Here is a 12,571-nt window from a genome sequence, read left to right on the forward strand (position 1 = left end):
CCGCCCCTTCAACATCGTTCAAACAAATCGGTTTATCGAACCCCTCCCCAAGCGATGGGTCTGCTCTTGTATAACTTCTCGGAAATACTCCAATGCTCGCTCAAAACACGCTTGTCTTACTCGCTCGGGGCGGATACGCCGCCCGAGGTGTTCTTTACCTGATCATTGGCATCTTCGCTCTGTTGGCGGCTCATGACTCGACAAAACCCAAAGACAGTCACAAAAGCCTGGAGGCGCTGTTAAGCCAGCCATTCGGATATGTCCTGGTCGGGCTAGTCGTGGCCGGTTTGCTGGCCTTCGCCGGATGGCGAGTTCTGCAAGCGATTCGCGACGTCGATCATCACGGTACGCAACTCAAGGGTTGGGTGATTCGTGCAGGTTTATTGGCGGGAGGTCTGGTTAACGGTGCCCTTGCGTTTTTTGCATTGGGCCTGCTCATCACCGGCCTTCGCAGTTCAGGCAACTCCGGAGGTGAGAACACAAAGGATTTACTGGCGCATCTTCTGTCCTGGGATCACTCGAACGTGTTGGTCTACCTCGTTGCACTCGTGCCATTGGGTGTCGGCATTGCTCACATCATCAAAGGATGGAAGGCGACCTTCGAGAAGTACTTTGAAGCTGACGAAGATGTAATGCGTTACATACGCCCGGTGTCTCGATTTGGACTGATAGCCCGAGGCGTGGTGTTTATCGAGATCGCCCTGCTGCTCGCGATGAGCGGTTCCCGGTTTGAAGCCACGAATCCCCCAGGCTTGAAGGAAGCCCTTGATGCCCTTCAGAACCTGCCAGCCGGCGCCTTGATTCTGATGGTGATGGCGCTGGGGTTGATTGCCTTTTCGGCCTACAGTTTTTCCGAAGCGGCCTGGCGAAAAATAAACATGGATGTGCCGGGGGTTTCTGGATCGTAGTCGACAGGTGCTGTTGTTGAAGGTTGAGATAAGGACACCGCGGGCTCGAGCGAATGGTTCAAATGTCCGGGTCCAGAATTTTCAGCCAAGGCCAGCGCACCTGATAACTCCTGGCCTTCTGCTCGAACAGATGCCGCTGAAGGTTGACCGGGTTGATCCGCAACAGACCTTCCTCGATGTCACTCAATCCATAAGGCGCATACACCTCGCCCGTCAGTACGTCGACGCCGATACAGGTTCCCGCGATCAGGTAGCGATCAACCCCCTCCTTCGCCGAGTTCAGCTGGGGATACGCCCCGCCAAACCGCTCGCCGTACCAGAGGTTAACCCGTGCCTGATTCTTGATTTCAATGCTCACATCGAGGTCGTGGAACAGTTCGCCGGCAGCCTGGATGACGTCATTCTCGGCCTCCCATGACACGTCCTCATCAAAGTAGAAAACGTCATAGTCCTTGATGCCCCATGCAACGGGACGCTCGGCCTGATGGTTCCAGACCGCTTGAAACAGGCAGCCTGCGGTGAGCATGCACTGGTTCAGGCCAAGCGCGGGCAAACGCTTGAGTATCTCGGCGTTTGCCGGGTTGGTCATGGCGATGTCGATCAAGCGTTCGGTGGTCAGTGTCATGCGCACTCCTTGTCCGGTATGAAAATCCCTGGAGACGGACAATACATTAGAACCGTCAGCGTTCTTGCCACTAAAATAGCGCCTTTCGATTCCCGGGATCACGAGCATCATGGATGAACTGCACCGAGGAAGCTGCCTGTGCGGCGCCGTCACCTATCACGTGTCGGGCGCGCTGAAAGCTGTTACGCATTGCCATTGCAGTCAATGCAGAAAGGGTCACGGGGCAGCGTTTGCAAGCTATGCCAGCGCACCTCGCTCGACGCTGTCGATTGACCGGGGCATGCATGTCCTCAAGACCTTTCATTCGTCTGAAGGGGTCGCGCGACAGTTTTGTGGCGAGTGCGGGTCTTCGCTGTTCTGGTCTGACTCGAAGGGTGATTTTTCGGACTGGGTATCGGTGGCGATCGGCACGCTGGACACGGCGCTTCTGATCAAGAAACACAAACATGTGCACGTCGAGTCGAAAGCGTCTTGGTATCCGATTGACGAACCGTTAACGGCTTACCAAGGGTAAGGTCACGACGAACTCGCTGCCCTTGCCATCGCCGTCGCTCATGCCGATCACGGTACCGCCATGAGCCTCGACCAATTCGCGCACCACCGTCAGGCCAATGCCCAGGCCGGCCCCATTGAAGCCGACGGCATGAACGTCCTGAACGAAGGGTTCGAAAATGAACGGCAGCGCCTTGGCCGAAATACCGATGCCATCGTCGCGAATGCTCATCGTCAGGCTGTCACCTTCGACCGTGACCGCAAGCGTGACGACGCCACCTGCGGGCGTGTATTTGGCGGCGTTGCCCAGCAAGTTGCCAAGGATTTGCGTAAGCCGCACGGGATCGCCGTCTACCGCCAGCGTTTGCTCGGGTAACTCGGCGGTGAACAACAAATGATGCGCCGTCATCAGCGGGCGGCACACCTCGATCGCGTCCAGGATGATCGGCACCATGTCGATCAAGCAGCAGTTGAGACGCAGCTTGCCGGTACTGGCGCGCGAGACATCGAGCAAATCATCCACCAGCCGTGACATGTGCCGAACCTGACCTTCGATCAGCTTCTGCATGCGCGGCAGCTCATCACTGGGCACCCGCACCAGCCGACCGGCGATCATGCTGATGGGCGTCAGCGGGTTGCGCAATTCGTGGGCGACGAGGGTCAGGATGTTGCGTTGCTGCTCCAGCGAGTGCTCAGCCGACGCTTGCAACTGTTGCGCGCTGAGGGCGGCGATCACCAGTTGTTCGTTGGCTTCGCGCATCTCCAGGAGCATCTGCTGCTCTTGCTCGGTACGCTGTGGTTTTTCTGCATCGGCCTGTGCCAGCAGGATCGCCAGCACCAGTTGTTGATTGGCCTCGATCAACTGTTCGACCTGCTGGCTATCCACCAGCCGGCTACTGGTGTCACTCAACTCCTTTTGCAGCGCCGCCAGCACCGCACGCGCTTCAACGGTTTTCTGGCCGAGCAGGAACAATTCGCGAGTGGCAAATGCCAGCGCTTCCTCGTTCCGGCTATCGGCCCCGTTCATGATCTTGGCTCATCCATTGTCGAGGACTGTGTGCTGCCGGGTTGGTCGGCCACCGAGCAACCCTTCCTGATCGGGCAACATCTCGCCGATCTGTAACCCGTTATCGTCGATGCGATACAGGCGCAACTCATCGGAGTGTGCACTGGCCCGTACCTTGACCACGGCCATGATGCGCAGCAAGCGGCTCTGCACTTCAATGTAACGCTGGACGATGATTGCGTCGGTGAGAAACGCCGTGCCGTAAGGACTGAATCGCAGGTCGGTATAGCGGTCTTCCAGTTCCGAGGTCATCAGCACGCTGACGCCCGCGCCGGTCAATGCAGTGACCATGCGCGACAGCGACTCGCGAAAGTCTTCGCGGAAGGTCGGCGCCAGCGCCAGCTCGAAGCCCGACAGCGAATCGATCACCACGCGGGTAGCCTTCAATCGGTCGATTTCGCTGAGCAGTAACTGGACGATTTCATCAATGGACAGGTCCGGTGCGCGACTGTCCACCAGGCCCACTTTGCCGGCCTGGATCAGGTTGGCCAGCGTAGCGTTTTGCGAATGATTGGGTCGCTGCTCAAACACCGCGATTACACCGGTTTCCCCGTTGCGTACCCCTTCGCGAGGAAGGTCGCGGCCAGGATGCTTTTGCCTGAACCCGACGGGCCGGCCACCAGCAGCGAATACCCCCGAGGCAACCCGCCACCGAGCATTTCGTCGAGTTGCGGCACGCCCATCTTCAGGCGCTTGGCGGGGAATTGCAGCGGTGCTTCAACCGGGTTGAGTGGCGCAGGTGCGAAGACCTTGATCCCCGACGTGGCAATACGGAAGGTGTGCAGCCCCGGCAGCGTCGGCTGGCCGCGCATCTTCATGATTTCCATCTTGCGGACCATGGAGTTGCGCTCGACGCTTTGACGCAGCCAGATCAGGCCATCGGCCACGGTGAAGATCGGGTTGGTGTCGGTTTCGGTGAAGTACTCGCCGATCAGGAAGGTCGTGGCCTGCCAGGTCGTCATCAACATGCCCAGTTGCTGGACGAACTGCGGCAGGTTGTTGTTCGGGTTGTCCTGGGTCTGGCTGGCCAGCACCACTGAACGGAACGAGTCGACGAACACCAGCGCCGGGGAATGGGTTTCCACCTCGCTGACAATGCGCCGCAGGACTTCGTCCAGGTTACCGGCCAGGGTGTCGTCGGCCAGGTTGATGTAGCGAATCGAATGGTTGATCGCTTCACTGTCGAAAAAATCGAACTGCTGCTGGTAACGCAGCATTTTCAATGGCGGTTCGCCGAGCACGGTAAAGAACAACGCCGGGCGTTCCGGTGTCGCCAGGGCGAACATCATCTGGTGCGCCAGGGTGGTTTTGCCGCAACCTGGCGGGCCGGCGATCAGGTTGAACGAAAATTCCGGCAGACCTCCACCCAGCACCTCGTCCAGGCCTGGCACGCCGGTGGCCAGACGGTTGATCGTTACTTTGGTGCTCATGGCGAAATTTCCTGCGAAGGGGTGTCGCTCAAAGAGGGTCCCCACACGTCACGAAGCAAACGTGCGGTGAGCGAGGGCCCGATCAGCGTGGTCAACAACTCGTAAAACGTGGTCAGCAGCACTTCACCGAAAAACAATGCATCGGTTTCGCTCTGTTCAACGAGCACGGACTTGAGGGCAATAAGATCCAGCGTCGACTGCACACTGTCGTAGGTGCCGGCCAGACGCGGATGGTTTGAGGCGCACAGGTGGATGCTGCGGCGATAAAGCGCGACAACCCCTTGATGGCCGATGATGGGCGTGAGGGCTGCGCCCATATCCTGCAAGGTGGTAACGAGCGCCTGGGCGATCCTGGCGATGTCAGCGTTGGGACCCACACGGTGCGCCAGAGAAGCTACGATCTGGCGGCTCTCTTCGCTTTGCGCGGTCATGGCAAACTGATATCTGATGGTCAGAACTCGATAGTACACCCTCTCTCAGGCCTTGATACGTTAATAAACACCTCGTTGAGGCGGGCCACCGAAAACGTTGATGCGCATCACTACTATCTTTTTCCAGCTTGATCTACAGATTCAATAAGACTATAAATTAGTCTATAGATTACGCATTAAGGAAGTTGTCATGGCCGTTACCCTTCAAGCACAAGCATTTTCCAAGAGCCAATGCGTCACCGGCCTTCGCGCGGCCGTCGGCATCATCGAAAAGTGGGGCGCTTCCAGCGAACAGGCCTGCCGGATCCTGCGTATATCCCGTAGCACCCATACCCGCGCGAAGCAACGCGACCCTGATTGGTCCGTGTTGCTGGACGCCGATCAGATGCAGCGCATCAGCTTTGTGCTCAACATCCACGCGGCGCTGCGCCTGGTGTTCGATAATCCCGAAAATGTGTATGGCTTCCCGGCGATGCCCAATGAGAACGAGTTTTTCAACGGGCGTACTCCGTTGGACATCATGTCTCAGGGCGACATGATTTCGCTGTATGAAACCTTCCGCCGCATCGACGTGCTGCGAGGCGCGCAATGGTGACGCTGAAGCAGCTGCCCGAGTTCACTGGCGAACTGCTGCAGGCTTATCGGCTGGTCAACTCGAAATTCCCGCCCATCGACCTGTTCGATGACGTTGCCGACGCGCAAGAATTCGAGGTGCTGTATCAGTTGCAGGCACTCACTAATCCCAGGCTGAAAAACGAAATCGGTCAGCTTGAGATGATTGCGCGAAGCGAGATCCCTTTCGGTATTCCTGGCTGCTCTTACACAATAGCCCCCTTCACCCACGTCAACCCTGCCGGCTCACGATTCAGCGATGGCAGCTTTGGCGTGTTGTACCTGGCAGCGTCCATGGAAACCGCGCTCGCCGAAGTACAGCATCACCAGGGTTTGTACTGGTCGAAAGTCCGGGGCCTGAACTATGAGCGGTTTGTATTCCGGGGTTTGTCCTGCTCCTTCATCAATACGGCGATGAAAGATGCCACCTCCATCGCGAGCACAGATCCGATCTACGCGCCGGACGATTACTCGCATTCCCATCGTTTGGGCAAGGCCATCAAAGAGGCCCGTTGCCCCGGCATTCGCTATCACTCGGTGCGCCTGCAAGGTGGCTACTGCTGGGCGCTGATGACACCCAGGCCCGTCTCACAGATTATCCAGACGGCCCATTATGAAATGATCTGGAACGGGCAGATCACCGGGGTCAATAAAATCAGCGAAGCGTGATCGAGACCGGTCATCTGCCCTCTTCATCGCGAGCAAGCTCAGCTCCTACAGGGATTGGTGGCGCGCACAAAATCCCGCACCCGGCGAAGATCCAATTGTAGGAGTGAGCCTGCTCGCGATGACGGTCTGACAGCCAACAATTTCTCGTCCGCAATAGCCAGTTTCTGCAGATCATTATCCGTATCGAGCACGTTTCAGTGTCGCGATGATGCACCGAATTGGGAGGTTTATTAAAAAGCAAAAAGCTGTGCGATTACCGGTCAACTGCCTTTGTCCCCTCGTTGACCACGTCATACCCTTGGGCGCTGCAACTGTGTATCCACAACAAAAACATAAGCGAGAAATCACTTTGAAGCGTCCGATCCAAACCCCTTTATGCCTGGCCTTGCTGGCTGCCGTTGCCACCACTTCAAGCCAGGCCGCCGACCTCAATTGGGTGGACCCAGCGGTCACCTCGGTCAACCAGGAAGTCATCGATCTGCGTCACACCATCCACCAGCATCCGGAACTGGGAAACCTCGAATTCAAAACCGCTGCCCTGGTCGCCGAGCGTCTCAAGGCATCGAACATCGAGGTGCGCACGCAAGTCGGCAAGACCGGCGTCGTCGGTGTCCTGAAAGGTGGTTTGCCCGGTCCTGTGGTAGCCCTGCGTGCCGACATGGATGCGTTGCCGGTCAAGGAGATGACCAACCTTCCCTTCGCCAGTCAGGCGACGAGCGTCAGGCTAGGCAAGAGCGTGCCGGTGATGCACGCCTGTGGCCACGATACCCATACGGCGATGCTGCTGGGTGCCGCCAAGGTACTGGCCGAACATCGGGATCAGGTTCGTGGCACGGTGGTGTTCCTGTTCCAGCCGGCCGAAGAAGGCGCTGCGGACGTCGACGAATTCCAGACCGACACCCTGATCGGCGCGCAAGCAATGATCCGCGATGGCGCGTTGGATTCACCGAAGGTCGAAGCAATATTCGGCGTGCACGTGATGGCGGGATACCCGACCGGGCACCTTTATTACAAGTCCGGGACTGTGCTCAACAGCAGCGATTCATTCCGCATCACGCTCAAGGGGCAACAGACCCACGGCTCCGCGCCCTGGAGCGGGATCGATCCGATTGTCACCAGCCAGAGCATCATCAGCGGCTTGCAGACCCTGGTCAGCCGGCGCATCGACCTGACCAAGGGTATGGGCGTGATCAGCGTCGGTACGATCAATTCCGGCTCGGCAGCAAATATCATTCCCGAAACTCTGGAGATGACCGGGACCATTCGCACCAACAACGCCGATATCCGCGACACCATCCTGCAAAAAATGCCACCACTGGTTAGCGGCATCGCCAGCGCATATGAAACCGAAGCCAATCTGCTGCTCGTGAACAACGCACCGGTGACCACCAACGACCCGAAACTCACCGAGGCCATGGTGCCGGCACTGGAACTGGCCGCACCGGGCAAAGTCGAGCGGCTTGAGGCGTCATTGTCACCCAGCGAAGATTTCTCTTACTACGCGCGCAAGGTGCCCGGACTCTTCGTGTTCCTTGGCGCGACGCCCGAAGGCCAGGACATGAGCAAGGCGCCGAACAACCACAGCCCTTACTTCACCGCCGATGACGCCACCCTCGCCACTGGCGTGAAGGCGCATGTGCAGTTCGTCATGAACTATCCCGGGCGATCGACTGTGACACCTTGACTAAAGCCGAAAGCGTTGCTGCAGGGCATCGGCAAGCAGATCCACCGCCTCATCGGCTTCTGAGGCCAGCGAGCGCATGAACACAATCTCATGGGCCTGTATGGCGGGAAAACCTTCGAGGATCTGCATGTTTTCCGTCACACGGGCGCGGTCGATCAAACTGATCGCCAGCCCGGCCTCCACGCAGGCCGTGATGGCCTGATTAGAGGGGCTTTCCAGCACCACGCGAGCGCGTCGGCCACTGTGCTTGAGCGATTCCATCATGGCTTGCCGATAAGGGCATTGCGCCGCATGCACGGCCAGCGGCAGTGGATCCGTCGTGGCCATCGCGGTGTTCGCCGGCCCCACCCAGACAGGGGTGGTAGAGACCAGTAACTGCGCCTGCGCGCTCGACTGCCCCTCGGGTTGCGCAATCACAGCTGCCTGAAGCCTTCCCCGCAGCACCTGATCACGCAGCGCATAACTGGGCGCTGTCTTTAACTCCAGCACCACGTTAGGCCAGGCGGCGGCGAATGTCGGCAAGATGTCGCGGATCACGTGGGTGGCATATTCATCGGGCACGCCCAAGGTGATGCGCCCTGACAAATGGGTGCCATGCAGGTCGGCCAGCACCCGGTCGTGGGTGCACAGCAATTCTGTCGTCGACACCAGCAGGCGCTTGCCCAGCGCGGTCAGGGAGACTGACTGATTATCGCGATTGAGCAAGCGGCCGCCGGCGACTGCTTCAAGCCGCTGGATATGCACACTCACCGCTGCCGGGCTCTTGTGCAACTGCTCGGCTGCCGCACTGAATTTGCCTATCCGCGCCACGGCATGAAAAGTACGCACCAGCTCAATATCGAGGATCGCTGTCATGATTCCGTCTTCGTGAATGACTCATGCATTTAATTATGATTTATTAGATTACGCTGATTTCGTAGCCTGTGGCGATGAACCAGCACACTCCGATTTTAAGTCATCAGCAAGCCACGCCTGACGGGCGCCAGACGCTTCCCCTGCCCTTGCTTGAGGCCGGGTTGATTCTGACGTGGAGCTCAGGATTCGTCGGTGCGCGATTCTCGCTTGATTACGCGCCACCCTTGCTGGTGGTGTTCTGGCGTTGCGTCGTGGTCACGCTCATCCTGTTTCCTTTCGTCGCCAGGCCATTGCGCCAGACCTCGCTTGCGGTGCTGTTGAAAAACGCAGGCATTGGTCTTCTGGCCATGGCGGGCTATCTGGCCGGTGTCGTGCAAGGTATTGCCCTGGGCGTACCGGCGGGACTTGCGGCGCTGTTCGCGGACCTGCTGCCGATGGGCATGGCCTTGCTCGCGGCGGTCGTCCTTGGGCAACGAATGGTCTGGCAAGTCTGGGCGGGGCTGGTCATCGGCCTTATCGGGGTGGTGCTGGTGACCCATGGCGCGCTGGGATGGGGCAACGCGCCTCTGTGGGCTTACGGCTTGCCGCTACTGGGCATGCTGTCGCTCGCTGTGGCGACGCTCTGGCAAAAGCATTTACCCGCTTCGCAATCCCTGGGGCTGCTGCCCAACCTCTGGCTGCAATGTGCGGTCTCCAGCGTTGCATTCGCCATCGTCGAGGGCGCGCAGGGCAGCCTGGCGCCGATACCCGGCACAGGGTTTGCGCTGAGCGTGCTGTGGACGGTCGGTTTATCGACACTCGGCGGGTATGGGCTTTACTGGATCTGCCTGCGCCGCGCCACGGCCACTCGAGTCGCCAGCGTCTTGTACTTGAGCCCACCCGTGACGATGCTCTGGGCCTGGGCCATGTTCGATGAACCGTTGTCATGGCAAATGATCGCAGGCATGGCCGTGTCCGGAATGGGCATCTGGCTGGTGGTGCGTTCGGAGGGTCGGCAAACATCGCGCCAAAACTGATGTTCGCTGATTCCGTACCTGTCCTATTCTTTTCTCCAGGCAACCACACCGGACAGCGAAATGCATGATCCCGAATCCACCCTCCTCCACAGCTGGCACCACAACGCCCACTCCTGGATAGAGGCTATCCGAACCGGCAGCATCGACAGCCGCCTCAAGGTCACCGACCAGGCCATCCTGCTGGCAGTGCTGGGCCGTCAGCCCGAGCGCGTGCTCGACCTGGGCTGCGGTGAAGGCTGGCTATTGCGTGCGTTGAGCGAACGCTCCATCGAAGCGATCGGTGTGGATGGCGACGCTACGCTGGTTGAGTTTGCACGCACCTCGAGCGCCTGCCGGGTGCACCTGGCGAGCTATGAAGAGTTGGTGGCGGCGAAGGTCGACATTGGCAATGCGTATGACGTGATCTGCGCCAACTTCGCCCTGCTGCATCAGGACATCATTCCTCTGCTCGCCGCCATGAACGCCCTGCTCGCCCCGGGTGGCGCACTGCTGATCCAGACATTGCATCCATGGGCAGCAGCAGGGGGCGATTATCAGGATGGGTGGCGAGAAGAAACGTTCGAGGGGTTCAAAGGGGATTGGCAGCCCATGCCCTGGTACTTCCGGACTCTGTCCAGTTGGGTCAACGCGCTGGACATGGCCGGTTTTCGCCTCGCCAGTGTGCAGGAGCCCCAGCACCCGCAAAGTCCGCTGCCGCAGTCGCTTCTGCTGGTGGCGGAGCAACGAATACGTGACGACGGCCAACCCTGCGAAAATTCATCTTAAACGCTTACAATCGCGCCCTTCATTTCCAATCAGGCACCCCGTCAGGCTATGGCGCTCGACCCTCCCACCCTCTTGATACTGTCCATCGCCCTCGCAGCGGCCGCCGCGCTGTACCTGGCGATTGAGTGGCGCAACGTTCGGGAGCCCTCACTGCTGTTCTGGAGCGCGGGTTTTGCGACGATCACCTTGGGGTCGACCCTGGCCTTGCTGCGCGGAAGCGGCCTTTTACTGATCGGCATCTGGTTTGCCAACGGTCTGCTGGTGACCGCTCACTGGCTGTTCCTGATGGGCGTTGCGCGCTTCACACAGGCGCGACTGTCGCGCGCCTGGTACCTGATTTTTGTTGCATGGATCGCCATGCTGATGTTGCCGGGGGAGCAGCCCTGGTCGAAGGTCATGCTGCTGGTCAATTCGCTGTTGGTTGCCCTGCCGACGCTCAAGGCAAGCATGCTCCTGCGCCCCCACGGCAAATCCCTGAGCGTGGGAGCGGGACAGCTGCGCTATGTGTTGCTGATCCACGGGCTGTTCTACCTCGTCAAGGCATTAACGGCGGTGGTTCCGGGCACGCTGATCGATCTTGCTGCCTTGCGTGGCGAGATCATCCAGATTTCGTTGGTCGAAGGTGCGATGGCGATCATGCTGATTGCGTTGTCAATGACCGGATCCGAGCGCTATCGACGGGAGAAACGGATCGCACGGCTGGCCTCCCGTGATCCGTTGACCGCCCTGTACAACCGCCGCGCCCTGGAGATGCGAGCGCCGCGACTCATGGAGAAAGCTTCGACCGAGCGGCCGGGTGCCTTGTTGTTGATCGACATCGACAACTTCAAACTGGTCAACGATTTGTACGGCCATACTGCCGGTGACCGGTTGCTCGTCGCACTGAGCGAAATGATCCGCTCGGGACTGCCGGAGGGCGCGCTGGCCGCCCGGTTGGGGGGTGACGAGTTCGTGATTTTGCTGAAAAACGCATCGACCGAACGCATTGAGACGTTGGGTGGCGCGCTGCGTGAAGAGTTTCATAAAGCGGCTGTCCAGACATTTGCCACGCCTGAACCGGTCACCCTGAGCATCGGCGCCAGCCTGTTCGACCAGCCGCCTGCCAGCCTGGCGGCATTGATCGAGCAAGGTGACGCTGCGCTCTACGAGTCCAAACGAGGCGGACGCAACAGCATCCGCCTGGTCGATCGGACCCGCGCGAGTGGCGAGGCACAGTGGACTCGTTGACTCGCCGCTGGCAGGCGCTTGTGCAGATGACTTACCAGCGCATGCCCTTGAACGGATTCCAACCCTGCTCGCCCTTCTGTTCCTTCAGGTAATAAGCGTAGTTAGTGGAAAGTGCATACAACATGTTCATCGCAAACCCTACGGCAAAGTTGACCTGCTTGGCATAGCTGAACTCGACCAGCGCGAAGACAACATCCAGCACGAGGGTGAGCGCAATAATGATCGCAATCAGCGTCAGGTTCTTTTTCCACAGTCCCAGCACAAACAGGTAAATCGGGCCAAAGAAGAACGCGATAATGTTTGCGTTGATGGTTATCTTCCGTTTAAAGGGAAGCTGCTGGAGTGCCGGTTTGTATCCCGGCGCATTCGGCGCACCGTAGGTATCGAAAAATGCAAAACGCTCCTGCCATTTCGCGCTGTACTTGCTGTGGTCCTGCACTTGATCTGTCGTGCTCATTCGATAATTCCCTGTAGTCCCTGAATGGTGTGTTTCTTCCAGACTTCCTTAAAAGTGCGGTGTGTCGTGTGCTGCCGACCCACAGTACTCTCATTTCAAAAGCAATGATTACGATTCAGGTACATCGGAGAAAAGGATCGGCTGTCAGGTCGCCATCGTCGGAACGCCGCCCGGACCAAGCTCGGCTCCCACAGGGAAACGCACAGGCTTCAAGCGTCAGGTCGGCTGTCAGGCCGCCTCGCTTTGGCTTTTGATCTGCTTTTGATTTTGACTTTGATCTTCTTGCCCCATCGGAAGGCCGAGCGCAGGTTCTGCGCAGTGGGCAACCCGGCAT

13 protein-coding genes and 1 pseudogene are annotated in these 12,571 nt (G+C 58.8%); 8 read left to right on the top strand and 6 right to left on the bottom strand.

Annotation, left to right across the window (positions count from 1 at the left end):
* Positions 1-92 precede the first annotated feature (92 nt).
* The gene (locus tag AC3ZVB_RS28225; RefSeq protein WP_490148387.1) at positions 93-908 is read left to right on the top strand and encodes a DUF1206 domain-containing protein; all 816 of its coding nucleotides are present in this window, start codon (positions 93-95) and stop codon (positions 906-908) included.
* A gap of 58 nt (positions 909-966) precedes the next feature.
* Here the strand turns inward: AC3ZVB_RS28225 and AC3ZVB_RS28230 are convergent, their stop codons facing one another.
* Positions 967-1,533 carry a nucleotidyltransferase family protein gene (locus AC3ZVB_RS28230; RefSeq protein ID WP_490148388.1) on the bottom strand — a complete coding sequence of 189 codons (567 nt, stop codon included), beginning with the start codon at positions 1,531-1,533 and terminating at the stop codon, positions 967-969.
* Between the two features lie 109 nt (positions 1,534-1,642).
* Between AC3ZVB_RS28230 and AC3ZVB_RS28235 the strand changes: the two genes are divergently transcribed.
* On the top strand, positions 1,643-2,047 hold the full coding sequence (locus tag AC3ZVB_RS28235) for a GFA family protein (protein ID WP_490148389.1): 405 nt from the start codon (positions 1,643-1,645) through the stop codon (positions 2,045-2,047).
* Here the strand turns inward: AC3ZVB_RS28235 and AC3ZVB_RS28240 are convergent.
* The 3 genes and pseudogenes from AC3ZVB_RS28240 to AC3ZVB_RS28250 form a co-directional block, all read right to left on the bottom strand.
* On the bottom strand, positions 2,027-3,052 hold the full coding sequence (locus AC3ZVB_RS28240; protein ID WP_490148390.1) for a sensor histidine kinase: 1,026 nt from the start codon (positions 3,050-3,052) through the stop codon (positions 2,027-2,029). The genes AC3ZVB_RS28235 and AC3ZVB_RS28240 overlap by 21 nt on opposite strands.
* Before the next feature lie 9 nt (positions 3,053-3,061).
* Positions 3,062-4,521, bottom strand: a pseudogene (locus AC3ZVB_RS28245) (ATPase domain-containing protein).
* The gene (locus AC3ZVB_RS28250; RefSeq protein WP_490148391.1) at positions 4,518-4,952 is read right to left on the bottom strand and encodes a hypothetical protein; all 435 of its coding nucleotides are present in this window, start codon (positions 4,950-4,952) and stop codon (positions 4,518-4,520) included. Before AC3ZVB_RS28250 ends, AC3ZVB_RS28245 begins: the two are co-directional and overlap by 4 nt.
* A 190-nt stretch (positions 4,953-5,142) precedes the next feature.
* Between AC3ZVB_RS28250 and AC3ZVB_RS28255 the strand changes: the two genes are divergently transcribed.
* From AC3ZVB_RS28255 to AC3ZVB_RS28265, 3 genes are all read left to right on the top strand, one after another.
* Positions 5,143-5,547, top strand: a complete 405-nt coding sequence (locus AC3ZVB_RS28255; protein WP_490148392.1) for a hypothetical protein — start codon at positions 5,143-5,145, stop codon at positions 5,545-5,547.
* A complete protein-coding gene (locus AC3ZVB_RS28260; protein ID WP_490148393.1) occupies positions 5,541-6,233 on the top strand; it encodes an RES family NAD+ phosphorylase in 693 nt (230 codons plus the stop codon). The genes AC3ZVB_RS28255 and AC3ZVB_RS28260 overlap by 7 nt, the downstream gene beginning before the upstream one ends.
* Before the next feature lie 349 nt (positions 6,234-6,582).
* Positions 6,583-7,917 carry an amidohydrolase gene (locus tag AC3ZVB_RS28265; RefSeq protein ID WP_490148394.1) on the top strand — a complete coding sequence of 445 codons (1,335 nt, stop codon included), beginning with the start codon at positions 6,583-6,585 and terminating at the stop codon, positions 7,915-7,917.
* Here AC3ZVB_RS28265 and AC3ZVB_RS28270 read toward each other — a convergent pair whose 3' ends face one another.
* The gene (locus AC3ZVB_RS28270; protein WP_490148395.1) at positions 7,918-8,772 is read right to left on the bottom strand and encodes a LysR family transcriptional regulator; all 855 of its coding nucleotides are present in this window, start codon (positions 8,770-8,772) and stop codon (positions 7,918-7,920) included.
* Positions 8,773-8,846: 74 nt separating this feature from the next.
* Here AC3ZVB_RS28270 and AC3ZVB_RS28275 point away from each other — a divergent pair, with 74 nt between their 5' ends.
* From AC3ZVB_RS28275 to AC3ZVB_RS28285, 3 genes are read left to right on the top strand one after another with little or no spacing between them, the layout of a single operon-like run.
* Positions 8,847-9,788, top strand: a complete 942-nt coding sequence (locus AC3ZVB_RS28275) for a DMT family transporter (protein ID WP_490148396.1) — start codon at positions 8,847-8,849, stop codon at positions 9,786-9,788.
* Positions 9,789-9,848: 60 nt separating this feature from the next.
* Positions 9,849-10,553 carry a class I SAM-dependent methyltransferase gene (locus AC3ZVB_RS28280; RefSeq protein WP_490148397.1) on the top strand — a complete coding sequence of 235 codons (705 nt, stop codon included), beginning with the start codon at positions 9,849-9,851 and terminating at the stop codon, positions 10,551-10,553.
* A gap of 48 nt (positions 10,554-10,601) precedes the next feature.
* A complete protein-coding gene (locus AC3ZVB_RS28285; RefSeq protein ID WP_490148398.1) occupies positions 10,602-11,780 on the top strand; it encodes a GGDEF domain-containing protein in 1,179 nt (392 codons plus the stop codon).
* A gap of 31 nt (positions 11,781-11,811) precedes the next feature.
* On the opposite strand, the gene AC3ZVB_RS28290 is transcribed toward AC3ZVB_RS28285, so the two are convergent.
* Positions 11,812-12,237: a DUF2628 domain-containing protein gene (locus AC3ZVB_RS28290; RefSeq protein ID WP_194693422.1), complete on the bottom strand. Its 426-nt coding sequence runs from the start codon at positions 12,235-12,237 to the stop codon at positions 11,812-11,814.
* Between the last annotated feature and the right edge of the window lie 334 nt (positions 12,238-12,571).

Source organism: Pseudomonas sp. MDV22-iso1 (genome assembly GCF_058145095.1).

Bases quoted from the DNA above. Each gene is read 5' to 3' on its own strand.
- AC3ZVB_RS28260 (WP_490148393.1), top strand. From the start codon at position 5,541: ATGGTGACGCTGAAGCAGCTGCCCGAGTTCACTGGCGAACTGCTGCAG.
- AC3ZVB_RS28290 (WP_194693422.1), bottom strand. From the start codon at position 12,237: ATGAGCACGACAGATCAAGTGCAGGACCACAGCAAGTACAGCGCGAAA.
- AC3ZVB_RS28255 (WP_490148392.1), top strand. From the start codon at position 5,143: ATGGCCGTTACCCTTCAAGCACAAGCATTTTCCAAGAGCCAATGCGTC.
- AC3ZVB_RS28235 (WP_490148389.1), top strand. From the start codon at position 1,643: ATGGATGAACTGCACCGAGGAAGCTGCCTGTGCGGCGCCGTCACCTAT.
- AC3ZVB_RS28280 (WP_490148397.1), top strand. From the start codon at position 9,849: ATGCATGATCCCGAATCCACCCTCCTCCACAGCTGGCACCACAACGCC.
- AC3ZVB_RS28240 (WP_490148390.1), bottom strand. From the start codon at position 3,052: ATGAACGGGGCCGATAGCCGGAACGAGGAAGCGCTGGCATTTGCCACT.
- AC3ZVB_RS28230 (WP_490148388.1), bottom strand. From the start codon at position 1,533: ATGACACTGACCACCGAACGCTTGATCGACATCGCCATGACCAACCCG.
- AC3ZVB_RS28285 (WP_490148398.1), top strand. From the start codon at position 10,602: ATGGCGCTCGACCCTCCCACCCTCTTGATACTGTCCATCGCCCTCGCA.
- AC3ZVB_RS28270 (WP_490148395.1), bottom strand. From the start codon at position 8,772: ATGACAGCGATCCTCGATATTGAGCTGGTGCGTACTTTTCATGCCGTG.
- AC3ZVB_RS28275 (WP_490148396.1), top strand. From the start codon at position 8,847: ATGAACCAGCACACTCCGATTTTAAGTCATCAGCAAGCCACGCCTGAC.
- AC3ZVB_RS28250 (WP_490148391.1), bottom strand. From the start codon at position 4,952: ATGACCGCGCAAAGCGAAGAGAGCCGCCAGATCGTAGCTTCTCTGGCG.
- AC3ZVB_RS28225 (WP_490148387.1), top strand. From the start codon at position 93: ATGCTCGCTCAAAACACGCTTGTCTTACTCGCTCGGGGCGGATACGCC.